19 protein-coding genes are annotated in these 24,189 nt (G+C 42.9%); 15 read left to right on the plus strand and 4 right to left on the minus strand.

Annotation, left to right across the window (positions count from 1 at the left end; all coding sequences use genetic code 11):
• Positions 1–393: a type IV pilin protein gene (locus tag KO537_RS05720; RefSeq protein WP_028760915.1), complete on the plus strand. Its 393-nt coding sequence runs from the start codon at positions 1–3 to the stop codon at positions 391–393.
• Positions 390–695: a TapY2 family type IVa secretion system protein gene (locus KO537_RS05725; protein WP_028760914.1), complete on the plus strand. Its 306-nt coding sequence runs from the start codon at positions 390–392 to the stop codon at positions 693–695. Before KO537_RS05720 ends, KO537_RS05725 begins: the two co-directional genes overlap by 4 nt.
• 92 nt (positions 696–787) lie before the next feature.
• Here the strand turns inward: KO537_RS05725 and KO537_RS05730 are convergent, their stop codons facing one another.
• Together KO537_RS05730 and KO537_RS05735 are read right to left on the minus strand one after the other, a co-directional pair.
• Positions 788–1,282, minus strand: coding sequence for a GspH/FimT family pseudopilin (locus tag KO537_RS05730; protein WP_028760913.1), 495 nt, complete (start codon positions 1,280–1,282; stop codon positions 788–790).
• Positions 1,283–1,425: 143 nt separating this feature from the next.
• Positions 1,426–1,938, minus strand: coding sequence for a GspH/FimT family pseudopilin (locus tag KO537_RS05735; RefSeq protein WP_105249932.1), 513 nt, complete (start codon positions 1,936–1,938; stop codon positions 1,426–1,428).
• A gap of 241 nt (positions 1,939–2,179) precedes the next feature.
• Here KO537_RS05735 and glnB point away from each other — a divergent pair, with 241 nt between their 5' ends.
• Positions 2,180–2,518, plus strand: coding sequence for a nitrogen regulatory protein P-II (glnB, locus tag KO537_RS05740; RefSeq protein ID WP_028760911.1), 339 nt, complete (start codon positions 2,180–2,182; stop codon positions 2,516–2,518).
• Positions 2,519–2,714: 196 nt separating this feature from the next.
• Positions 2,715–4,004, plus strand: coding sequence for an NAD(P)/FAD-dependent oxidoreductase (locus KO537_RS05745; protein ID WP_105249931.1), 1,290 nt, complete (start codon positions 2,715–2,717; stop codon positions 4,002–4,004).
• 48 nt (positions 4,005–4,052) lie between these two features.
• Here KO537_RS05745 and KO537_RS05750 read toward each other — a convergent pair whose 3' ends face one another.
• Positions 4,053–5,069 (minus strand): LacI family DNA-binding transcriptional regulator, encoded by a 1,017-nt coding sequence (locus KO537_RS05750; RefSeq protein WP_105249930.1) that lies wholly within the window; start codon positions 5,067–5,069, stop codon positions 4,053–4,055.
• Between the two features lie 429 nt (positions 5,070–5,498).
• Between KO537_RS05750 and KO537_RS05755 the strand changes: the two genes are divergently transcribed.
• The 3 genes from KO537_RS05755 to KO537_RS05765 all read left to right on the plus strand — a co-directional run bounded on the left by KO537_RS05755 (position 5,499) and on the right by KO537_RS05765 (position 10,526).
• Complete coding sequence (locus tag KO537_RS05755) at positions 5,499–8,123, plus strand: TonB-dependent receptor (protein ID WP_105249929.1); 2,625 nt, start codon at positions 5,499–5,501, stop codon at positions 8,121–8,123.
• A 149-nt stretch (positions 8,124–8,272) separates the two neighbouring features.
• Positions 8,273–9,796: a tryptophan halogenase family protein gene (locus KO537_RS05760; RefSeq protein ID WP_219234046.1), complete on the plus strand. Its 1,524-nt coding sequence runs from the start codon at positions 8,273–8,275 to the stop codon at positions 9,794–9,796.
• A gap of 43 nt (positions 9,797–9,839) precedes the next feature.
• Positions 9,840–10,526, plus strand: coding sequence for a SapC family protein (locus KO537_RS05765; RefSeq protein WP_173246244.1), 687 nt, complete (start codon positions 9,840–9,842; stop codon positions 10,524–10,526).
• A 102-nt stretch (positions 10,527–10,628) separates the two neighbouring features.
• Here KO537_RS05765 and KO537_RS05770 read toward each other — a convergent pair whose 3' ends face one another.
• A complete protein-coding gene (locus tag KO537_RS05770; RefSeq protein WP_346729595.1) occupies positions 10,629–11,402 on the minus strand; it encodes a sulfite exporter TauE/SafE family protein in 774 nt (257 codons plus the stop codon).
• Between the two features lie 638 nt (positions 11,403–12,040).
• Here KO537_RS05770 and KO537_RS05775 point away from each other — a divergent pair.
• The 8 genes from KO537_RS05775 to KO537_RS05810 all read left to right on the plus strand — a co-directional run bounded on the left by KO537_RS05775 (position 12,041) and on the right by KO537_RS05810 (position 24,124).
• Positions 12,041–13,057 carry a transporter substrate-binding domain-containing protein gene (locus KO537_RS05775; protein ID WP_173246241.1) on the plus strand — a complete coding sequence of 339 codons (1,017 nt, stop codon included), beginning with the start codon at positions 12,041–12,043 and terminating at the stop codon, positions 13,055–13,057.
• A complete protein-coding gene (locus KO537_RS05780) occupies positions 13,057–14,544 on the plus strand; it encodes a methyl-accepting chemotaxis protein (protein ID WP_173246238.1) in 1,488 nt (495 codons plus the stop codon). Before KO537_RS05775 ends, KO537_RS05780 begins: the two co-directional genes overlap by 1 nt.
• A 28-nt stretch (positions 14,545–14,572) precedes the next feature.
• The gene (locus tag KO537_RS05785; protein WP_173246235.1) at positions 14,573–17,371 is read left to right on the plus strand and encodes a family 20 glycosylhydrolase; all 2,799 of its coding nucleotides are present in this window, start codon (positions 14,573–14,575) and stop codon (positions 17,369–17,371) included.
• Positions 17,372–17,594: 223 nt separating this feature from the next.
• Entirely contained in the window at positions 17,595–18,530 is a 936-nt protein-coding gene (locus KO537_RS05790) for a BadF/BadG/BcrA/BcrD ATPase family protein (RefSeq protein WP_173496293.1), read from the plus strand.
• A gap of 17 nt (positions 18,531–18,547) precedes the next feature.
• Positions 18,548–19,546 (plus strand): SIS domain-containing protein, encoded by a 999-nt coding sequence (locus KO537_RS05795; RefSeq protein ID WP_028760900.1) that lies wholly within the window; start codon positions 18,548–18,550, stop codon positions 19,544–19,546.
• A 190-nt stretch (positions 19,547–19,736) separates the two neighbouring features.
• Complete coding sequence (gene nagA / locus KO537_RS05800) at positions 19,737–20,891, plus strand: N-acetylglucosamine-6-phosphate deacetylase (protein ID WP_173246230.1); 1,155 nt, start codon at positions 19,737–19,739, stop codon at positions 20,889–20,891.
• 173 nt (positions 20,892–21,064) lie between these two features.
• A complete protein-coding gene (locus tag KO537_RS05805) occupies positions 21,065–22,219 on the plus strand; it encodes a DUF5009 domain-containing protein (protein ID WP_173496292.1) in 1,155 nt (384 codons plus the stop codon).
• Positions 22,220–22,825: 606 nt separating this feature from the next.
• The gene (locus KO537_RS05810; RefSeq protein WP_105252977.1) at positions 22,826–24,124 is read left to right on the plus strand and encodes a sugar MFS transporter; all 1,299 of its coding nucleotides are present in this window, start codon (positions 22,826–22,828) and stop codon (positions 24,122–24,124) included.
• Positions 24,125–24,189: the final 65 nt, after the last annotated feature.

Below are 24,189 nucleotides of genomic sequence, written 5' to 3' on the forward strand. Positions count from 1 at the left end.
ATGAAGGTTCAACTTAAAGGTTTTACCCTGATAGAGGTGATGATCGCCGTCGTGATCATTGGTATTTTGGCATCGATTGCATACCCTTCTTATACGCAATACATTGCTCAGAGTGCAAGATCAGAAGGGTTAGCTGCTTTGATGCGTATAGCAAACTTGCAGGAACAGTATTATCTCGATAATAAAAAATATGCTACTGATTTAACAAAACTTGTAGGGGCAAACCCTTATATCACTGAGCATAAACATTACTCTGTATCATCAAGTGGTGAATCAAGCTTTACGATTAAGGCAGTTGCTCAAGGGGTTCAGGCTAGCCGTGATGCCTCGTGCTCTTCTTTAACAATATCAGATACTGGGGCAAAAGGTCCGAGTGCGGAGTGTTGGAAATGAAATTAATAAACCTCTTTATAACGGTGGCTTTCTTACCAAGCTTAGTTTGGGCTGACTCTGGAGCAACAGTCAGCGAACAAGACTTCAAATGCTACATTGCATCAAAGAAAAGTGCTGAGATTGCCTTCTATCATTGGAAGAGTAGTGAAATGAATGTGAGAATGGCTAGCCTTGTTGGTACTACTCGCCAATCAAATGATGGATCGAAATATTACATCTATAGTGTTGAGGAGTGTGTCGCATTAAACGCTGAATTTACTAATACTAAGGCGCAAGTTTTGGATAAGTTAACACCTAGATAAACATCTAACATGTATTTTTAAATATTAACAACGAACGATTTAAGGATAATATTATTTTAGGGTAGTGAACGGTAGATTTAGTCTACCATAGTTTATGTGCAGCTTTTCCCATCTGCGCCCTCTTTTATTAAACCTGAAGTGCTAATGTTGATGCTTTTAGAATTGTCACTTTGCCCATTTGAACAATAGATAATTGATGTTTCAACTGAGACTAAACCATCGGGTGTAAAATCAATTTTTTTATCGGCGGGCCCTGATAGGGAAATTACATCGTGTGTATTGAAACTATCGATCACTTTCAATACATTCTTGGCACCCCCATTGTCAATATATACACTGAACCCCTTATTCCAGTCTGTGCCGCATGGTGATGCCGCGTATGGGCAGACTGTTACTGTTGCGCCATAGTTGACAGCTTGGTTTCTTGCAAAAGCAAACACATCACTAATTTTTCGTATTTCATTAGCGCTGCGTGTCCCTTCGTATAGCGACGTAAGTGATGGAACCCCTATGGCTAGTAGGATTGCTGCTACGGCAATTGTGACCATCAGTTCGACTAAGGTAAATCCTCTTGAAATAATTAACATGTAGCTATCCTCGTTAAAACTTAGCTAAGTATATGCGAGGAGACTCTAATGGTCAGTATCTATTCTATATTTTCAATATACCCAATAAATTGATTTTCTTGCTTTTATATAATTAAATTTAAATAGGGAGTATATATTTAAATTTAATCGCAATTGATATTTTTTGCGGTAGAAAGGCGAACTCTACCCGCCTGATTAACAACGATTGCACGGGAGTTTTTGCTATCAATTGTTCGTGGGCAATACTTGAAAGTACCATTACTTCCAGAAGCTAACCCATCAGGTTGAAATTTTATCGAACTTTTATTGTATGTTAAAAAATCTTTCGAATCGAATTCATCAATGACCTTAATAATTTTATCGTTAGCATCGAAGCTTTCGACTACACCTGTATCAATGAAAATTGTTAATCCCTTTTGCCAATCTTGAGTGCATTTTCCATTTACGAGTGGGCATACTGTGACCCTATAACCATAACTAACAGCTGTATTTCGCGCAAATTGAAGTGTCTGCTGGATAGTTTTAATATTAGTATCAGCTCTTATCTGATCGCTGAGCTCGGTCAAGGAAGGAGCTCCAACTGTTAACAAGATTGTTGAAATCGATATCGTAGTGATAAGTTCTATCAGGCTAAAGCCTTTTCGATGGAAGTTCATAACAGATCCTTGTTATTTTACGCTTGCATCCCGCGAGCGAGTTAGTGCTGGTTAGAATGTAAGTATAAAATCTGAGGCAATATTCATAGTACTTTTTTTAGACTTTTATGTGCTAAAAGCGATTTTATAGAAACTGTGTTTTATGAGTAAAGCACTACATTCACTTCAATATTGACGTAACCCCGTGTAAGCTAGTGTTATTCTGTTTGTTTATGTTATTGCAAGGGATGAGGAATTTTTAATGAAAAAAGTTGAAGCCATTATTAAGCCATTTAAGTTAGATGATGTGCGCGAATCACTTGCAGAAATTGGTATCACTGGGATGACGGTACTGGAGGTTAAGGGTTTTGGTCGTCAGAAAGGGCATACAGAGTTGTATCGTGGTGCCGAATATATGGTGGATTTTCTGCCAAAAGTAAAAATAGAGTTAGTGATCCAAGACGATCTGCTCGACCAAGCAATTGATGTCATTGTTGAAACGGCCCGCACAGGCAAAATTGGTGATGGTAAAATTTTTGTCACTGATGTTGAACGTGTTATCCGTATTCGAACGGGTGAAGAAAACGAAGAAGCGGTATAAACTGCTTACGAACGATTCTAAAGGGCCTAGTGGCCCTTTTTTGTTGCCTAAGCATGTGGAAAAACTAAATAGTACCGCTAGGTTTCTGAAATATCTTTAATGGAAAATAGCCTGTTTTACTCAACTAATGTAGTTATCTCTTATCTGTAACATGGTATAACTTAGCCTCGCAAATGAGTTTTATGAGGTTGTCATTTTGGCTACAAAAAGAATAGTGATCGTGGGTGGTGGTGCTGCTGGTTTAGCGCTTGCATCGAAGTTGGGCCGTAAATGGGGCGGTAGTGATGTCGTCGATGTGTGCTTAATTGATAAAAGTCCTATTCATATATGGAAGCCTAAATTACACGAAGTCGCTGTTGGTGTGATAGATCAATCTATTGAAGGTTTACTCTATCGCGATCATGGACTTAAAAACGGTTATCGCTATATTCGTGGTGAGATAGAGCAGTGTGAGCCGGATGCTAAATCGATTCAGTTAGCCGCAGTCTATAATGATGAAGGTGAGTTGCTCCTAGAGCAGCGACAAATCAATTACGATTTTTTAGTGCTTGCATTGGGTGGAGTTTCTAATAGTTTCAATACATTAGGTGCTGATGAGCATTGTATTTTCTTAGACAGTCTTGAAAATGCCAATTTATTTCATCATAAATTACTCGACGCTTTACTCCAATTAAATGAAACGCAAGAAAGAGTCAGCATTGGTATTGTCGGTGCGGGTGCGACAGGTGTTGAATTGGCAGCAGAGCTTCATCATGTCATTGAGTCTGTTAAAGAGTACGGTTATCTGAATATCGCGAAGCATCATCTTGATGTGCATTTGATTGAAGCGTCACCCAAAATCCTTCCTCAATTACCAGAGCGTGTAAGCGCTAGGGCTCAAGCTGTTCTTGATCAGATTGGTATACGTTTACATATCGGTGTTCAAGTTAAAGAAGTGACTCGTGATGGTTTCATTACCCAAGATGGTGATGTGATTAAAGCAGGCTTAAAAGTATGGGCTGCCGGTGTCAAAGGGCCAAAAGCATTTCAGCATTTTGCAAAACTGCCCATTACTCCGCGAAATCAGGTAGAAGTTGATGATTGTATGCGAGTGAAAGGTCATCAAGATATCTACGCCCTTGGTGATTGCGCTCTATTGATCCAAAGTTCTGGCCAGCCTGTTCCACCAAGGGCGCAAGCAGCAGCTCAGATGGCTGATACCTTGTTTGATAATATCGTTAATCGATTACAAGGTAAGCCTGAAAAGGCCTTTATTTATAAAGATTACGGCTCATTAGTGTCTTTAAGCCGCTTCTCTGCGGTAGGCAATTTAATGGGGAACCTACGTTCTGGCACTTTCTTTGTTGAAGGCCATATAGCAAGATTGATGTATATCTCTTTGTATCAGAGGCATTTAGCCAGCCTTTATGGTTGGTTTTCGGCAATTGTGTATCGAGTAGCACAAAAGTTATTGAAGTGGCAGCGTCCGAAGCTCAAATTACATTGATTTCTATGTGATTTAGGAGATAGAAAGAGAGCAAATATGCTCTCTTTTTTATTGTTTAGGAATTGCCGACGAGTCACGAATGATAGGTTCTGGTGTAAAGGTTCTAGAATATATGGCATCTTGCTCGCGACGTTTTGCTATTAATAATTCAGTAGCAACCTGAGCAATTTCTGCGTTTGGCTGATGTACTGTGGTAAGTTTAGGCCAGGTTTGACGTGAGAATGGGCTATCTTCGAAACCGACAATTGATAAATCAACGGGTATGTCTAAACCCGCTAAACGAGCCGCAAAAAGTGCACCAGCGGCAATTTCATCGTTACAAGCAACAATCGCCGTCGGGCGATTTTTTAGTTTGATGAGCTTGTTAGCACCATCAACACCGGACTCAAATGAGTACTTCCCTTCAATTATGTAGTTTTCATTCAGCTTTAGGTTATTTATTGTTAATGCCTGTTTAAAACCAAGTAATCGCTCTTTGGTGGATTCATGGTGTAAATCTCCGCTTAAAAAAGCGATATGCTTGTGGCCTAAATCAATCAGATGCTGGGTGATTTGAACTGCACCGAATTTATCGTTGACTAAAATAGTCAACCCATTCTGATCGTTGTCCTTTTCTCCCGCAATAATGCGCACATAGTTAGCATCAATTTCAGTGAGTGCTTTGAGTACTTTAGGATTTTCTGACAAGGGAGGTGTTAGTACTAATCCTGCGAGCCTAGAATATTTGACTAGTGCTGTAAGCTCATCACATATGGTCTCTGATTTGGCATTGCAAGGGTGGATGACAAGTTCATAGCCCTTGTCTTTACAGGCTGACAAAATCCCATTTTGCATATCAATAATATAGTAAGCGTTTGGATTATCGTAAATAAAACCAATAGCATAGGATTTAGTTCCTGCTAGATTTCTTGCTGCTAAATTAGGTTGGTAGTTAAGTGCTTTTATCGCCTCGTTCACTTTGTCAACGGTGGCCTGCTTCACTGAAGGTTCGTTATTGGTTACACGGGATACTGTCTTGATAGACACTCCAGCATATTTAGCTACGTCGTTGATAGTGACTTTCATTGATGTAAAAACTCTTTGTCTAAGGTCGCGAGGGGTTAACTGTTCTATGAACGTAAATTCTTTACCTGCAATTTACAAGCTTACATTTTTTATCAGTTTTTTCTGACTTATACATCTTATAGTGCGAGCTTTTGATGTGCTTAGCAATCCTGAATTGTTACAAATTGGCGTTAATTTATCATTGTTATAATTATGCTGAGAGTTGTAAATTTACGTCATAATATTAAAGCTCATGTTTTATAATGGTTTTTAATAAAACTACTGATTCAAAATTCTGCTTTATGACATTTTTTTGCTTCCATCGTTATTTTGTTGTGGCAAGGCTGTTAATTATTGTGTAATGTTTGCACTAGACATGACAGCGTTGTCATTCCTCGGGGAATGGTTATGAATACTAAAACGATAATAAAGTTATGGAAGGGAAACGAGATGCGACCATCAACCTTTAAGAAAACTGTACTAGCTACAAATATTGCTATCCTACTCGGCAGTGCTGTATCCATTAGCGCTGTTGCTGCAGACGCCGTGGCAACCACCGCAGCACCTGAAAATATTGAAAAAATTGAAGTTCGCGGTATGAGAGCATCAATGAAGGCATCAGTTAACGACAAACGTTTTTCTGATGCTGTAGTGGATGCGGTCACAGCAGAAGATATTGGTAAATTTCCAGATGGAGATGTGGGTGAGTCTTTAGGACGCATTCCTGGTGTTGCGGTTAATCGTCAATTTGGTCAAGGCCAACAAGTATCAATTCGTGGTGCTTCAAGCCAGTTAACCAGTACTCTATTAAATGGTCATTCTGTGGCTTCAACGGGTTGGTTTGATCAACAAGCTATTGACCGTAGCTTCAATTACAGTCTATTACCACCAGAAATGGTGGGCGGTATTCAAGTTTTCAAATCATCTCAGGCAGATATTGCCGAAGGTGGTATTGGTGGTACTGTAATTGTTAAAACCCGTAAACCATTAGATTTAGATGCAAATTCTGTATTTTTAAGTACAAAGGGGGATTACGGCACTGTATCTGAAGAGATTGATCCACAAACCTCAGGACTTTATAGCTGGAAAACGGAAGATGAAAAGTTCGGTTTCTTAGTCGCAGGTTCTTTAGATAAAACTCAATATCAACGTAATGGTATCGAATCTTTACTAGGTTGGGGAGAGATAGTTCCGACCACATTCCAGCAAGACCGAGAGCGTACCGCTGTTAATGCTGCATTCCAATACAGACCAACTGATAATCTTGAGTTTGGTTTGAATTTGATGAGCCTTCAACTTGATGCAAACAATGCTAATACTTCAATTTTCTTATTTCCTACTCAGCAGGGTGAAAATACTTGCCTTAAGAAAAATGCTGCAGGCGTATGTACATTAGTTGAGCACACAGGTAAAGGTGGATTTGCTTGGGCTCAAACTTGGGCACGTAAAGCGAGTATGTCTTCTGACACAATTGATTTGGATTTTGCATATCAGGCAGATGCTTATAAGTTAGAAGGTCGTATTGGTAAGACCAAAGCTGAAGGTGGTACCGATTTAACTTCAAACTATGGTCAGTCTATTGGTAAACCTGAAGATTTCGCGGGTATCTATGATGCTACTGGCGATGTCATTGATATTAACATTGCAAACAACGCATTTGATGCTTCTGATTTTAATGGAAAATTAGAAACAGCGGGTTGGGCTCTAAAAAAACAACCTAATACGGATGAAGAGTCCTTTGCGACATTTGACATTACTATTCCTGTTGAGCTAGGTGCTATTACGTCATTTAAATCAGGCATTAGTTATGCCGATCATGATGTTACTCAAACTACCGAGGCTGCTCAATCCTCTAATATAGTAGCAAAAGATGCATCAGCTTATTATTCTGGTACTATGTCATCTGGCGCAGGCTTCACCTTACCTAAGCCCATTTTTGATAACATGATTAATGATGCCTATGCTGCTATCGATGGTTTTACTCTCGATAAATCAGGATATGGCACACTGCAAGAAAAGAATTTAGCGCTCTATACTATGGCTACATTCGCTGGTGAAGGCGTTCGTGGTAACTTCGGTTTAAGATATGTGTCTACTGATGTTGAATCTGATTATTATGCGTTCAGCAAAACAGGTACATATGCTGATGGTTTAAGTACTGATAAAGCCAGCTATAACGATGTTTTACCAAGTGTAAATATTGCATTTGACCTTGCAAGTGATTTAATTTTAAGAGCCTCAGCAGCTCAAGTTATTTCACGTCCAAATTATGCCGATTTATTCGCAACCTCTAAGTTACCTGGCTTCAACGATGGTACTCCTGGTAACGAGAAGAAAGTCACCGGTAGCGTAAATTTACAACCTTTCAAAGCTTCACAAGCAGATGTAAGTTTAGAATGGTACTTCAGTGGAGAAGGTTTATTTGCAGCAACTTACTTTATCAAAGATGTAAGTTCATTTATCTCTACAAGAGAAAAACTGAATCAACAAATCGGAATTGAAGATCCCAACCTAATCACTGCAGGTGGTAGTACATGTGGTGCGGGTATTTACGATTGTTGGACTGTAAGTGAAAATTATAACGCTAATGGTGGCTCAATTGATGGTATCGAACTTCAGTTACAAGATTCATTCGATAGTGGTTTAGGTTACTCAGTTAACTACACCTTTGCAGACGCTTCATCACCAGCTGAAAACTATGCAGACCGTGTTGGAGTATTCTCTGACTCATCCAAACATACTGTAAACTTAGTTGGTTACTACGAAATGGATGATTTCTCAGCTCGGGTAGCTTATAACTGGCGTTCTGAATATATGATGCGTGAATTACCAGGGTTCTATGGTAACCGTGAACATCAAGCGTATGGCACCTTAGATTTAAGTGCTAGCTATAATCTAACAGATTATCTGTCGTTAACTTTTGAAGTGGTTAACTTGCTTGAAGAAGATAGCGTACAAAAAGGTGTATCTCCAGTGGATGCAGAGGGGGTTATTAGTGAATTTAAAGATAATTACCCTGTATGGAGTTTTGATGGTGAAGCCCGTTATAAACTCGGTGTTGCGTTGCGCTTCTAATTTAATTAGTTAGATTAATAAGAGCCTAGCAATTGCTAGGCTTTTTATTAAGCACTAAACTGCGTTAAATTAAAAGTAGTAATATTAAAGGGCTAATGGTTATCCAATATATGACTCAATGTGTTCATGCTTAATTGTAGGATCATGCTATGATTATAAGAAAAGTAGCGATAGTTGGTGGTGGGACATCAGGTTGGTTAGCTGCTAATCATTTAGGACTGGTTTTAAAGAACAATCCAGAACTCTCCATTACGCTCATCGAATCTCTAGATATCCCCATTATTGGTGTTGGTGAGGGGACTGTTCCCTCAATACGTAAATCATTATCAAGCTTTGGTATAAGTGAGTCAGACTTTATTAAATCTTGTGACGTCACTTTTAAACAGTCAATAAAGTTTGTAAATTGGCTCGATCGAGCAAAGCACGGAAACAATAATTTTTATCATCACCTTTTTGATATGCCGAGTCCATTGGGTGAGGATTTGACACCATATTGGTTAACTCATCCAAGAGAGCACTTTGCCGATTTAGTCTCGCCACAGCATGCCGTTTGTGAGGAAAATAAAGGACCTAAGTTTATAACAACTCCGGAGTATGGTGGCGTTATGGGTTATGCTTACCATCTTAATGCCGCAAAGTTTGCTAAGTTATTAGCTAAAAATGCCATTGAACGATTTAATGTTGAACATATTTATGCAACGGTAAATGATATTTCTTTAGAGAAAGATGGTTCTATTTGTTCATTGTTGACAGATAAAGGAGAGTTATTTTTTGATTTCTATATTGATTGCATTGGTTTTGAATCTATTTTGTTAGCAAAAAGATTTGATGTACCATTTATTGATCAATCACACCAACTCTTCATTAATACAGCATTAGTTGCTCAAGTGCCCACACAGGCTTTAGATCAAATTCCGCCATTTACGATTGCAACGGCTCATCAGGCAGGGGGGATTTGGGATATTGCCCTCACGCAAAGACGTGGAACTGGTTTTGTCTACTCGACTGATTATATGAGTAATGCTGAAGCTGAAGATACATTTGATCAGTACTTAGGTGGTCAACTTGCCGATCTTTCACATAGAAAAATTGCTATGAAAGTTGGTTATCGTCAGCAGTTTTGGGTAAAAAATTGTGTTGCATTAGGCTTAGCACAGGGATTTTTAGAACCGATTGAAGCGACATCTATTCTACTGACGGACTTTTCTGCACGCTTTCTTGCGGAGCGATTTCCTTCCGATAAAGATGATATTGATTATCTTGCTAAGCGCTTTAATGAAACAGTTTCTCAAGCGTGGGAGAGAGTCGTTGAATTTGCTAAGTTACATTATTGTTTATCCGACAGGTCAGACTCTGCTTTCTGGCGTGATAATCGCACCGGTGAAACTATTCCTGAAGGCTTAAAACAACGTCTTAAAATGTGGCAAGATTTTATTCCAATCGCAGAGGATTTCCCTTCAAAGTTTGAAGTGTTCAACAGAGAAAATTATTTATATGTGCTTTGCGGTATGAAGTATTCTACTCGACCAACTTATAGCAATGCAGAAGTTGATCAACGCGTTGTTCAACATCTGGCTAAGATGACGTTGTTAAAAAGTAAAATGATAAGTGAGTTGCCAGATCATAGAGAACTACTTGATAAAATCCGTCTCTACGGATTGCAATCTATATAGAATTGTACGAGTTATATAGAAAATATTAACAAGGAAAATAAAGATGACAACACATTATGTCCCTTTGAATGATTCTATTCATAGACACTTAAAAGTGAAAAATATTATTGACTATAAAGTTTTTGAAAAAATGCACATGTTGCCTCTTCAGGTTCAAGAGTTCATGTCAGCAGCGACGAGCTTTCCTATTATATTTACCAAAAATTCTCAAACAGGTGAATTCTTACCTGTAGCAGTTACATCTTTAAAAGAGAACTCGAACAAATTGATGATAAATGGTAGATGGATTGCTCGTTATTTACCTATTCAAGTTCAATTGTATCCTTTGGGTGCGAGTTATATTGATAATAAAATAATTATTGGAATTGATCTAAATAACTCGTCTGTGTGTGAAAACGGTGAAAATTCTTTGTTTACAGCTGATGGCGATAATACTGCTTATCTCAATACGCAGCTAGAGTTGGCCAGTCTTCAGGCTGACTATCAGGAAATGACAAAACATTTTATTAAGACTTTAATACAGCATGAGCTATTACAGCCTAGAACATTAACAGTAAATGCTCTGGACGGTACTAAGACCAATATTAATGGTATTTATACCGTTGATGAACAAAAAATTCATGAACTAGACGAAAGCGTTATGCTGGATTTTGCAAAATGTGGATTTTACTCTGTGATTTATGCACACCTTTGTTCTCTTAGTTTAATTGATTTAGTTATGGATAAATAACATTTAAAGAATGGTGTCATGCTGTATTGGTGGCATCAAATTATACGATTTATTTATGCTAGTTTTAAATTTAAGTAATGAATATGAATCACTTATAAATTTCTAACTCGCCAACATTACGCTACCCGTCAAAATGATCCAAATGGAGAAAAAGAGTTTTAATACTTTTACTGGGAGAAAGAGTGCTAATTTACGAGCGAGTAATCCTCCGATAATGGCGCCAGGGCCTGCGAATAAAACTAGCTCAAAGAGGGCATGGCTATTTGTTGGAAAAATATGGATAGGGCTTGCTGACCAAACTGTAATCGCAGAAACAACAACGCCAGTGGCGACCGCCATTTTGGCGCATAGTCCCCTTATCATGAGATAAATGACGACTAATTCACCGACGCCTACCGATAACCAAGCTGTGATAATACCGCCGAAATAGCCAATGAGAGCGAGCCAAAGAAAATCGACCGGCATTATAGAGCGAGTGATTTGTGTGCTACTTTTGCTACTGATAATGATGGCGATACCAAGCACTATCGAGAAAATGCTAAAGCTGGTGTGTAGCGAAGAGGGCGAATTGAGTTGTAGTAATTGGCTACTCCAGAAACCTAAGACAGAAAAGAAGGCTGCAAGTAATGATGCTTTTACAAAACCAGACCATGCATCATCTTCTCGGTGGTGCTTTTTATAATGCAGTGACCATGAAATCGCGCCTGCTGTCATGCCAAAGCATTGGATCATAAATGAAGTCGAGACACTTTGAGACTCACTAAAGTTGAGGCTCGAAAATACCGGAATAAAGATGACGCCACCGCCAGCTCCTGTCGAGTTTGCAAATATCGCTCCTGTGATTCCTAGAAAAACGAAGCGTCCATATTCTTGGATAAGATCAAATAGCGAATGAAAATGGCTCGCCTAAAATAACCAAGCTCCACAGAGTAGTAATATCAAACTGAGGTTTAGGTAATATCGATTTAAGCGCGGAGCAGGCTGGGTATTATTGGGCACAAGTGTGTTAATGGGATTCATCAATAGCTACCGTGATCTTTGTCATGTTATCGCTATGTTATCAATGAAAGACAGCGTTGTCACATAAGCTTGAATAAATAAATTAAACATTTTAAGTGTATGAAAAATTAGCATTAATTATGTATTCTCATAAAAAATAACAATAATTGTCAAAAAAATGTAGAAATCCTGTTCTTTCTTGTGTACTTTAATAATGACAACGCTGTCATCTGCTTGTGTGACGCGTTGTTTGTAAGGTCTGCATGAGAGGATGAGGTCTCCTTATCATGTGTTTGGCAGGAGTATTGCTGTCGGGCGGCGATACGTTTGTCTTTGATATTTTGATAGTCTCTCCCCAGAAACTAGCGTGGGCTGGGTACTGTAAGCAGTGCCCAGCCATTTTTTTAGGATGTTTTACGGTATTACTCAATTGCCTACCTCAGCACTTGAACGTTAGCGGCATAGATAAATAAAACTCACTGGTATAAACCAGATAATAAAAGAGGCTGCAATTTATGGCGATTCATTTAACGGCTGTGATGCGTGTCATTGCAATTGGCATGACGAGTGTCATTGCCCATATCACCGCACTCATCATGACAAGAAGAACGGTTGGCATACCCCTGTTTATAATGGCATTAGCGTTTTTTTCGGCATTTTCCTCTTTTGCTGTATTTGCTACCGACACAGCTATAAACCATTTAGCTTCAAATTCTGATGTGTCTAAATCGTCTGCACAGGTTTCAAAAAAAATCACCACCGCGATACAGCAGGAATGGTTACTAAAGTTACTTGATGAAGCACTGCGGCGCTCGGATTCGGGTTATCAAGCGCAAGAAATGTCGACTCAAATGAATCAAAAGCGCAAGGTCGAAGAAGCACTCGCTGGGACAGTCGACGTGTTTTGGAGCATGACCTCAAAGGAATTGGAAGAAACTGTGCTTCCCGTGCGCATTCCATTGTTTAAAGGGTTACTCGGTAATCGGCTGCTGATTATCCGTAAATCGGATGAGGCACGATTTGCTAATGTGAAAACCATGGCGGATTTTAGGCAGTTAAAGGCGGGGCAAAATCGTTATTGGCCCGATGCAACGATTTTAGAAGCCAATGGATTACCCGTCGTCACTAGCTATCAGTACACCAATTTATACCCCATGTTAGAAGGCGGGCGTTTCGATTATCTTGCCCTCGGCGCCCAGGAAATTGGCGAAGAACTCGCAAATCACCCCGATCCCGCACTTAAGGTCGATAGCCATATCCTGCTGCAATATCGTTCGCCAGCTTATTTCTTTGTTTCCCCTAAGCGCCCCGAACTTGCTGCGGCCATTTTAGCCGGGCTTGAAAGTATGGTAAGCGACGGCTCTTTTGATGAGATGTTTAATCGCGAGCTTAAAATTGAGCAACTGTATCGTGAGGCTAAGTTTGAACAACGGGTGATTATCCGTCTTGATACACCTGATTTAAGTCCATTAACACCAATAGAACGCACAGAATTATGGTTAGATCTTTTTAGTATGCAAGGTGCAAAATAATGAAAACATTAGCCTTAAAAGTACAGATTGGATTAGCGGCAGCAATTTTTATGATTGTTAGCGTTCTGTTCGGTGCATCTTACTGGTTGGCGAGCGATAAATTGGCCGCCAGTGAAACTGAGTTTGAAGAAAATACCGTCGCCAATTTACAAGTGACCATGGCGCAGCCCATCTTCACCTACGACTATGAGCAGATCCGTGCAGTGCTATCTGTGATGCTTAAATCTGCGCAGATTTATCATATTGTCGTGAGTGACCATCGCGGTAAAGTGTTAGCCGAGAGTCAACAGGCTCAAACAGTGGCCGATGAGTATCTAGTGAAACGTGAAATTCAATTTGCTGAGCAAGGTAACCCAACGGGCCAATTGGCTATTCAGTTTTCTATGTTGCCTATTCGCGCTCAGTTGTCAGATTTACTCTTAGGTTATTTCTTGCAGGCGTTGTTAATTCTCGGTGGCAGTTTATTTGTTATCTTCATTATTCTTAAACGTTTAGTGATTAATCCACTTGGGAATGTGGTCCGTGCTATGGAAGAAATTGCCAGCGGTGACGGCGATTTATGCCACAGATTACCCGTTGAGAGTCAGGATGAGATTGGTCAGCTTGCCAAGGCATTTAATGGTTTTGTTGAGCAAATTCACGGCACGATTTCCAGAGTGCACGAAACCTCAGGGCAATTACTGGGCGATGCCAAAGCGCTTGGTTCACTGTCGCAAACCAACAATGATCGTGTGCAAACCCAATTAAAAGAAACCGAGGCGGCAGTGACGGCTGTAACTCAGCTGAGCGCCAGTGCCAATGAAGTCGCCATTAATGCGAAACGCACCGCGGATGCGGCGAGTCAGGCCGATAAAGCGGTCGATGACAGCCAGCGGCAGTTCGATTCGGGATTAGACATTACTCGTAAACTGGCATCTGAATTAGCCCGCTCGGCACTGTCTGTTTCACAGTTACAGCAAGAAACGCAAAAGATTGATGAAGTCGTTGTAGTCATCAACAGTATTGCCGAACAAACCAACTTACTGGCGCTTAATGCTGCGATTGAAGCGGCGAGGGCGGGTGAACAAGGGCGCGGTTTTGCTGTGGTTGCCGACGAAGTGCGTACGCTGGCGAGCCGAACCCAACAGGCAACTGGTGAAATACAGAAAATGATCCAGCAGGTCCAGAGCCGAGTGGCCGAAACGGTCACTGTGATGCAAGCGAGCCAAGCCCTCTCAACTCAGGGCGTTAACCGCTCAGAAGAAATTAAGTTAGTGCTTACTAAAGTGACTGATTTAGTCTCAAATATCAGTAATATGAACATCGAAGTTTCCCATGCGGCACAGGAGCAAACCTGCGTCACCGAAGCGATTTCTCGCACGTTAAATGATCTTGCCAATGTCTCAGGTTCAGCCTCACTCGATAGCGAGCACTTAGCGCACTCGAGCGAGCGACTGTTTCACCAAGGGGAAAGACTGCGGACGTTAGTAACTTCCTTCAGATTATAGCCATTTCTGGAGCTAGATAAGGATAATCATGAATAAAACACTTTCAGCAAGCGCCATTTTACTGGCTTTAGGATTAGCGGCCTGTTCCGAGGCGCCTGTGACGCCTTCCGCAGCGTCAGCCGATAAGGCTGTAGCTCAAACACAGCAAGCTCAGGACGCATTAACTCAAGCGCAGTTACAACAACTCGGGGATTCGTTAGTCGTAACTTACCGTGTTGTGACCAATGTGCCAGACGATAAGTGCCTAAAAGATAAAGCCGATGGCCGCTGTTTTGTCGCTCAAATTGATTTCGTCCCTGGTATGGATTTAGCCAGCCAAGATTGGGAAATTTATTTAAGCCAAATGCGCCCTGTGCAATCGGTTGAAAGCGGTGAATTGACGATAACGCACGTTAAAGGCGATTTACATCGTATTACGCCAACGGCTGCTTTTAAGGGATTTGTTAAGGGCGAGAAAAAGCAACTGACATTCCGTGGTGAGCCGTGGCAATTGGCTGAAACCGACGCTATGCCAAACTATTACCTCGCAGCAAAAGGATTAGAGCCCGTCATTATCGCCAGCACTCAAGTGGGTAAAGATGCCGAAACGGGTTTAGAGACGCGTCCGTATGTTGAAGGGTTTACGAATTTTAAAACCCAATATCAACGCACTGAAACGGATAAACTCGCGCCAGCCGATGCCGCGCAATTATTTAAAGCCAATCGAAGCGTGAGTGACGATGCCGCCTTGGCTGTGGATACCATTATCCCAACGCCACAAAAGGTGAAGATCCATTCAACCGATACACCAGTATCCCTTGCTGGTGGTATTAAGCTCGAATATCAGCATGATAACCCAGAGCAAAAGCGTCAAGTTGCGGCGGCGGTGGTACGTTTAGCTCGCCTAGGTGTGGCTGAATCTGCTAGTGGCATTACGGTGAAATTTGCCAGCCAAAAAGGGGATGAGGGCAGTTATCGCTTAGATATTCAGCCAACTGAAATTGTGATTGCTGCCAATGATGCGGCGGGCTTCTCTTACGGTTTGTCATCATTAGCAAGCCTTGTGGATGTGAATTCGCTGAAAGTGAATGCGATGACCATTGAAGACAGCCCACGTTATCTGTTTCGTGGTATGCACATTGATGTGGCACGTAATTTCCACAGCAAACAATTGTTGCTGGATTTGCTCGACCAAATGGCGGCTTATAAGCTCAATAAACTGCATTTACACATGGCTGACGATGAAGGTTGGCGACTCGAAATCGACGGGCTACCTGAGCTGACCGACATCGGTAGTAAACGTTGTCATGATTTAGATGAAAATTCCTGCTTATTACCGCAGTTAGGCAGTGGACCGTTTGGCGATACTAGTGTCAATGGCTATTACACTAAACAAGACTATATTGACATAGTGAAATATGCTGAGGCGCGTCAAATTCAAGTGATCCCATCGATGGATATGCCGGGTCATAGCCGCGCCGCGATTAAAGCGATGGATGCGCGTTTTCGTCGATTACAGGCTGAAGACGTAGAGCTTAAAAACACGGGCAAAGTGCAAGTTGTCCCTGTCCAGGAAACGGCAAATCAAGCTAGCACAGCGGTAAAAGTGTTAGATGCGGGCGCTCGTCAATTGCAAGCTGAAGGGAAAACCACTGCAGCTGAGCAATATTTGTTATCCGATGCAAACGACAAAACGGTTTATTCTTCAGTGCAATATTACGACGACAACACGCTTAACGTCTGCATGGAATCGACTTATCACTTTGTCGATAAAGTGATTGATGAAATTGCCAAGTTACACCAAGCCGCGGGTCAACCATTGACGCGTTACCACATTGGTGCCGATGAAACGGCGGGAGCTTGGAAACAATCTCCGCAGTGTTTAGCATTTGTCGCCAATAACGATAAAGGCGTTAAGTCGATAGATGACTTAGGCGCTTATTTTATTGAACGAATTTCGACTATGTTAGCGGCAAAAGGCATTGAAGCAGCAGGATGGAGCGATGGTATGAGCCATGTTCGTCCTGAGAATATGCCCGCTAAGGTGCAGTCTAATATTTGGGATGTGATTGCCCACAAAGGTCATTCGCGCGCCAATCAGCAGGCGAATCTCGGCTGGGAAATCATACTTTCTAATCCTGAGGTATTGTACTTTGACTTCCCCTATGAGGCCGATCCTAAAGAGCATGGTTATTACTGGGCGAGCCGCGCGACCAATAGCCATAAAGTCTTTAGCTTTATGCCTGATAATTTAGCCGCTAACGCCGAGCAATGGACCGATATTGAAAATCAGCCATTCGAAGCGGATGACAGAATAAAACTTGATGAGGCGGGTAACAAAGTCTCGGGTCCAAGGGAGAAAGGTAAACCCTTTACTGGCTTGCAAGGGCAGGTTTGGAGTGAGTCGATTCGCAGTGACGATACGATTGAATACATGGTGTTTCCGCGTTTGTTGATGCTGGCTGAGCGTGCTTGGCATCAAGCTGCGTGGGAAGTGCCTTATCAGTATCAAGGCGCTGTGTATAACCAAAGCTCTGGGGCTTTTACCTTAGCCATGCGTGATGCACAGGCAAAGGAGTGGCAACAACTTGCGAATACCTTGGGCCACAAAGAGTTTATCAAGCTAGATAAAGCGGGGATTGATTATCGCGTACCGACGGTCGGCGCCGAGATCCGTGACGGTAAACTGTTTGCTAATATTGCCTATCCCGGGCTCAAACTTGAATACCGAAGTCTAAATGGCCAATGGCAAGCTTATCAAGCGGGATTGGCGGTCACTGCACCGATTGAGATCCGCGCCATTGCGGCCGATGGTATTCGTAAAGGCCGAAGTTTAATCGTTAACTAAATCAATTTTTATATCTGGCTGTATTTTAAAGATAAAATACAGCCTTTTTGTTTTTCTGTGTCAGTGATTCCCTAAATTTGATTTTAGATCATAAATCACTTAAAAAAGTAAATGACAACGCTGTCATTTTTGCTGTAACATTGAGTTAACTAAAGTTGAGCGCTGTATTAACGGCAAATAATAAGCAACGGTAGCGCTGCATTGATAGGTGAAGAGGGGTGTCATGGGGTTAGTCCAGACAAAAGATCAACCACTGTTTATAGGTGTAGATGGAGGCGGTAGTAAATGCCGAGCCACCATCTACTGCGCAGACGGTACCGTTTTAGGGACAGGTGTTGCTGGACGCGCAAATCCACTGCATGGTCTCACACAAACATTTGAATCCATTGAAGCATCGACTCGCCTGGCGTTGCTGGATGCGGGCATGAACGAGAGCGATAGTCACTTGCTTGTGGCGGGTCTTGGTCTTGCTGGCGTAAATGTCCCTAGGTTATATCAAGATGTTATCAACTGGCAGCATCCTTTTGCAGCCATGTATGTCACTACCGATTTGCATACGGCTTGTATTGGTGCCCACCGCGGGGCCGATGGCGCTGTGATCATCACGGGTACTGGCTCTTGCGGTTATGCCCATGTTGGTGATACCAGCTTGAGTATTGGTGGTTATGGTTTTGCCTTGGGCGATAAGGGCAGCGGTGCTTGGCTGGGACTAAAAGCCGCCGAACACGTGTTGTTAGCACTCGATGGCTTTGCCGTACCGACGCGATTAACTGACATGCTGTTGAGCTACTTTAACGTCACCGATGCGCTCGGCATTGTCGAAAATCTAGCCGGTAAATCATCAAGTTGCTACGCCGCATTAGCCAGAAGTGTGCTCGATTGCGCCAATGAAGGTGACGCAGTCGCGACTGCCATAGTGCAAGAAGGCGCAGATTATATTAGCGACATGGCGCGTAAGCTATTTAGCCTAAATCCGGTGCGTTTTTCGATGATCGGTGGCCTTGCAGAGCCTTTACAAGCCTGGCTCGGTGCCGATGTGGTCGCCAAAATTTCAGAAACCTTAGCACCACCCGAACTTGGTGCTATGTATTTCGCCCAACAAGAATTTAATAAGTCGTTGTCAGTGCACATAGGCACTGAAGCCAAATCCTGTATTTGAACGTGAAGGTAAAAGACATGACAAACACTATTATGGAACAAGAAGCACGCACTGCACCGCAAAAAATTGCGGGTCAATTAGAAGCTAACGCTGACATCATGCAGCAGTTAGGTGAGAAACTGCGCGCCTTCGCCCCTCGTTTTGTGATGATAGTAGGTCGCGGCTCATCGGATCATGCGGGAGTGTTCGCTAAATACTTATTTGAGATTGAAGCGGGTGTACCGACCTTCGCCGCCGCACCTTCAGTGGCGAGTGTGTATGGTAAAACCTTGAAACTCGAAGGCGCGTTAGTCATTGTGATTTCACAATCTGGCCGGAGCCCTGACATTTTGGCGCAGGCGCGTATGGCAAAAAATGCCGGTGCTTTCTGTGTTGCCTTAGTGAATGATGAAAGTGCACCGATTAAAGATATCGTCGATGTCGTTGTGCCTTTACGTGCCGGCGAAGAAAAAGCCGTTGCCGCGACTAAGAGTTACCTCGCGACGTTGTCGGCGATTTTACAACTTGCCGCCGCTTGGACTCAAAGCGAATCGCTTGCTAGCGCCGTCGCTTCTTTACCCCAAGCGCTGCAAACGGCGGTGGACGCTGAGCCACAACTCACGCCAGAATCCGTTGCCGACGTGAAGAACTTAGTCGTACTCGGCCGTGGTTTAGGTTATGCGGTATCCAAGGAAATCGCGCTTAAGCTAAAAGAAGTGTGTTCAATCCATGCCGAAGCGTTCAGTAGTGCCGAGTTCCTCCACGGCCCTGTTACTTTAGTTGAGAAAAAACTCACTATCGTCGATGTGTGTATTGGCGATGAATCTTACGCTAGCCATATTGAACAAATTGAAAACGTGAGCCAACGCGGCGCCGATTTAGTGCATCTGAATCAAACCTCGACTGACATTCACCCACGTGTGGCGCCGTTAGCGTTATTACAACGTTTCTATATCGATGTGGCTGCGGTTGCGATTGCCCGCGGTATCGATCCTGATCAACCGGCGGGCCTTAAAAAAGTGACTCAAACGCTTTAAGCTGCCTAGCTTTAAGTGGCAAAAGTTTAAGAGGTTTAGGTGCTGCGGATTAGATTTAGCGGACTTTTAGCTGCACGATTAAGCAGCTGCACGATTAAACCTGTTCAGCTAAGCTCGTGCAGCTAAGCCCTCGCAGTGAACTTAATTTAAGACTTAAGTTACTCGTGTTATTTATTGAAAGAGGTTTGCGATGAAAATCACCTTGATCGCCGAGCGTATTTTTGATGGTGAATATTTCCATCAAGATGTGCCTGTGACTGTTGAAGACGGGCACATTCTGGCGTTTGATACGGTTGTTGGCGCGAAGGAAATCCGCCAAGCCGGAACGCTGGTGCCGGGTTTTATCGATGTACAAGTGAACGGCGGCGGCGGGGCGTTATTCAATGCCAATCCGAGTGTTGATTGTATTGAGACTATCGGCCGTGCTCATGCGCGTTTTGGCACGACAGGATTTTTACCCACACTTATCACCGATGATGTCAGCGTGATGGCCAATGCGGCCGATGCCGTGGCTGAGGCTTTAGTCAAAGGTAGCGCTGGCGTTTTAGGGGTGCATTTTGAAGGGCCACATTTATCTGTACCTAAAAAAGGTGTGCATCCACAGGGCTTTATTCGCGAAATCACCGATGCTGAACTCGCCGTATTTTGTCGTCAAGATCTGGGGATTAAAGTGGTCACGCTTGCGCCTGAGAATGTGTCGCCAGAGGTGATCCGTACGCTCGTTGCTTCGGGCGTTAAGGTGTGTTTGGGTCATTCTAATGCCGACTACGATACTGTGGTTGCGGCATTAGCGGCAGGCGCTACGGGCTTTACTCATCTTTATAATGCTATGTCTCCTCTGGGCTCCCGTGAGCCTGGCATGGTTGGCGCGGCGATTGAGAGTGAAACCGCTTGGTGTGGTTTGATTGTCGATGGTCACCATGTGCATCCAGCGGCGGCAAAGGTCGCACTACGGGCAAAACCGAGGGGCAAAATGATGTTAGTCACCGATGCTATGCCGCCTGTGGGTATGGACGGTGAGACTAGCTTCGAGCTCTTCGGTACGCAAGTGCTGAGAGTCGGCGACAGATTAAATGCCGTGACCGGTGAGCTGGCGGGTTGTGTGCTCGATATGGTGACTGCGGTCAATAATACGGTGAACTTGTTAGGTTTACCTTTGGCGGAAGCCTTGAGAATGGCGGCGTTATATCCCGCACAGTTCCTCGGGATTGAGCATAAAGCTGGCCGTTTAGCACTGGGACATAGGGCTGATTTTGTTTTGCTCGATGCGCAGAACAAAGTGCAGGCAAACTACATTGCGGGACGGGCCGTCTATTCAGGACAGAGGATAGGGGCACACCCTTAAATCGCTTTCTCAGTTTAGGTGATGTGTAACAATTGGCCCTTGTCGTATTTTGGTGACAGGGGCTAAGTTTTTTTATTGTACAGCACTCATTTTAAACAGTATTAGTTTTGTACAGTATTAGTTTTGCTCAACTTTTATAAAAGCTTTTAATAACAATAATAAAGGATGATGGCATGGGGACTACACAGACAAACGCAATTATGCCAGCAAAGGTGAATAAACCTAGGTTGATGTCTCTGGATGCACTGCGCGGCTTCGATATGTTTTGGATTTTGGGCGGTGAGGCCCTGTTTGGGGGCTTGCTTATTTTAACGGGCTGGGCAGGTTGGCAATGGGGCGATGAACAAATGCACCATAGCCAATGGCATGGTTTTCACTTCTACGATTTGATTTTTCCGCTGTTTATTTTCCTCTCTGGTGTGGCCTTAGGTTTATCTCCCAAACGTTTAGATAAATTACCGATGAAGGATCGATTACCTGTGTATCGGCATGGGATTAAACGACTCTTTTTATTGCTGCTACTGGGCATTTTATATAATCACGGTTGGGGTACGGGCGCGCCTGCCGATCCTGAAAAAATTCGCTATGCCAGTGTGTTAGGTCGAATCGCCTTTGCATGGTTCTTTGCCGCATTACTGGTGTGGCATACGAGCTTACGAACGCAAGTTATTGTCGCCTTGGGCATTTTACTCGGTTATGGCGCAATGCAACTTTGGTTGCCTTTCCCCGGTGGACAGGCGGGCGTGCTTTCGCCAACGGAATCCATCAATGCCTATGTCGATTCGATGTTATTACCCGGCATAAGCTATCAGGGACGTACACCCGATCCTGAAGGTTTACTGTCGACCATCCCCGCCATAGTCAATGCGTTAGCGGGTGTGTTTGTCGGCCACTTTATTGTTAAATCCCATCCTAAAGGTGAGTGGGTCAAAGTGGGATTACTCGCCGTAGCAGGTGGTGCTTGCTTAGCCTTAGGTTGGCTGTTGGATCTTATTATTTCGGTCAATAAAGATCTGTGGACCAGTTCATTTGTGCTGGTGACGTCGGGCTGGAGCATGCTCCTGCTGGCGGTATTCTATGCACTAGTCGATGTGCTTAAGTGGCAAAAAGCCGCATTTTTCTTCGTGGTGATAGGCACCAACGCCATCATTATTTACCTAGCCTCGAGTTTAGTGGATTGGAAATATATCGCCCAAAGCGTGTTTGGCGGCTTAGTGATGGCCTTGCCTGAAAATGCTCAAGCGTTAGCTGCGGTTATCAGCTTACTTGCGGTGCAGTGGCTGGTTTTATATTGGATGTATCGCCGCAATATTTTTGTCAGAATTTAGTCAGTTAGCTTAATCGCTTGAGATAAGCCGCACGCACTCAGTGTCTGCGGCTTTTTTTACATTATTTTCTGGATGTGAGTCATCACTTACTTATACCAATCGTATTAAATATCTGTTCATTCAGCGGGAGTTCAACGCGCTTTAGACAAGGCGAAGGCTTGAAAGCATAGTGGTGCTCTGTCGAAAACCTTAAACGCAGTATAAAGCGCGTTGCCATGTAGTGAACATCAGCCGCCCTTCGGGAGCCACACAGGCATCCCACTCCGGTGTTGCATTGACTTAAAAGGGAATAACCATTTCTGCGTCAATGCGCCTTGGATTGAGATGCCTGTGAGGCTCTGAACTGATTAGATATTTATGTGATTGGTATTACTACTAGTTGTCTGCTAATTAATGATTACGAGGGAATATTCGCGAGAATTTATTAAATGACAGCGTTGTCTTTTTGTGTTATTTGTTTTAACATCACTGAAACAATGGTGCGTTTGGATGATAACATTAGCCATTGCGGACGAGTCGCGATACGGATATTCGGGAACTTAGGCATTAATTTAAACCCCGTTATCACCTAAATAATTAATTACTATAAGAAGCAGGTTTATGGAAATGACACTCGATAAAAGCCAGCAGAAAAGCAGCTTTCTCCCCATGGCCATAGTGGCCGCTCTCTTTTTCATCCTCGGATTCGCCACTTGGTTGAATGGTTCTTTGATGCCTTATTTGAAACAAATATTGCAACTCAATCCCTTTCAAGCGTCGTTGATCCTGTTTTCTTTTTACATTGCCGTGACCTTTACTGCCTTGCCATCCGCTTGGCTTATTCGCAAAGTCGGCTATAAGAATGGTATGGCGATAGGCATGGGCGTGATGATGTTGGCGGGCTTACTGTTTATCCCTGCTGCGGAAACACAAATATTTGCCCTATTCCTTTTCGCCCAATTAGTGATGGGCGCAGGCCAAACCCTATTACAAACTGCGGTTAACCCTTATGTGGTGCGTTTGGGGCCTGAAGAATCTGCGGCCGCCCGTGTCAGTGTGATGGGTATTTTGAATAAAGGTGCGGGTGTGATTGCGCCTTTGGTGTTTTCGGCGTTGATTTTAGACAGCTTTAAAGACCGTATTGGTACTGAGCTAACTCAAGTACAAATTGAAGAAATGGCTGACGGTTTAGTATTCCCCTATTTAGGCATGGCCATTTTTATTGGTATTTTAGCGCTCGCGGTAAAAAAATCACCTTTGCCAGAGTTGTTGAATGAAGATGAAGCTGCTGAAAATACTGATAAAGGGCAACTTAAAGCGGCATTATCTCACCCTAACTTAGCGTTTGGCGTGTTAGCGCTGTTTGTTTATGTTGCTGTAGAGGTTATTGCTGGCGATACCATTGGTACATTTGCTTTGTCTTTAGGCATAGAGTCATACGGTGTTATGACTTCCTATACTATGGTGTGTATGGTGTTGGGTTATTCTTTAGGTATCCTGTTAATTCCTCGTTTTATTTCACAGCCTAAGGCTTTGATGGTGTCGGCTATTCTGGGTTTGTTACTGACATGCGGTATTTTGTTTGGCGACAATAATTCCTACGCTATTGCTAATGTTTTGTTAGTGCCTTTTGGCGGTGTGGCGCTGCCCGATACTTTGTTGATGATTGCTTTTCTTGGTTTAGCTAATGCGATTGTTTGGCCTGCGGTGTGGCCGCTAGCTTTGTCTGGTATGGGTAAATTGACCAGTACAGGTTCTGCGCTTCTCATCATGGGGATTGCAGGTGGCGCCTTTGGTCCAGTGTCTTGGGGCTTAATGAGTTCGGCGACAGATATGGGCATGCAGGGTGGTTATATTGTGATGTTGCCATGCTACTTGTTCATCCTTTTCTACGCGGTGAAAGGCCATAAAATGCGTAGTTGGTAGTCAAGTCTGTTTGAACAGCTAAAAAGAAGCCCTCGATGATGAGGGCTTTTTTGTGTCTTAGTTAA

This window comes from Shewanella sp. NKUCC01_JLK (genome assembly GCF_019345615.1).
In the GTDB taxonomy this organism is placed as follows: domain Bacteria; phylum Pseudomonadota; class Gammaproteobacteria; order Enterobacterales; family Shewanellaceae; genus Shewanella; species Shewanella oncorhynchi.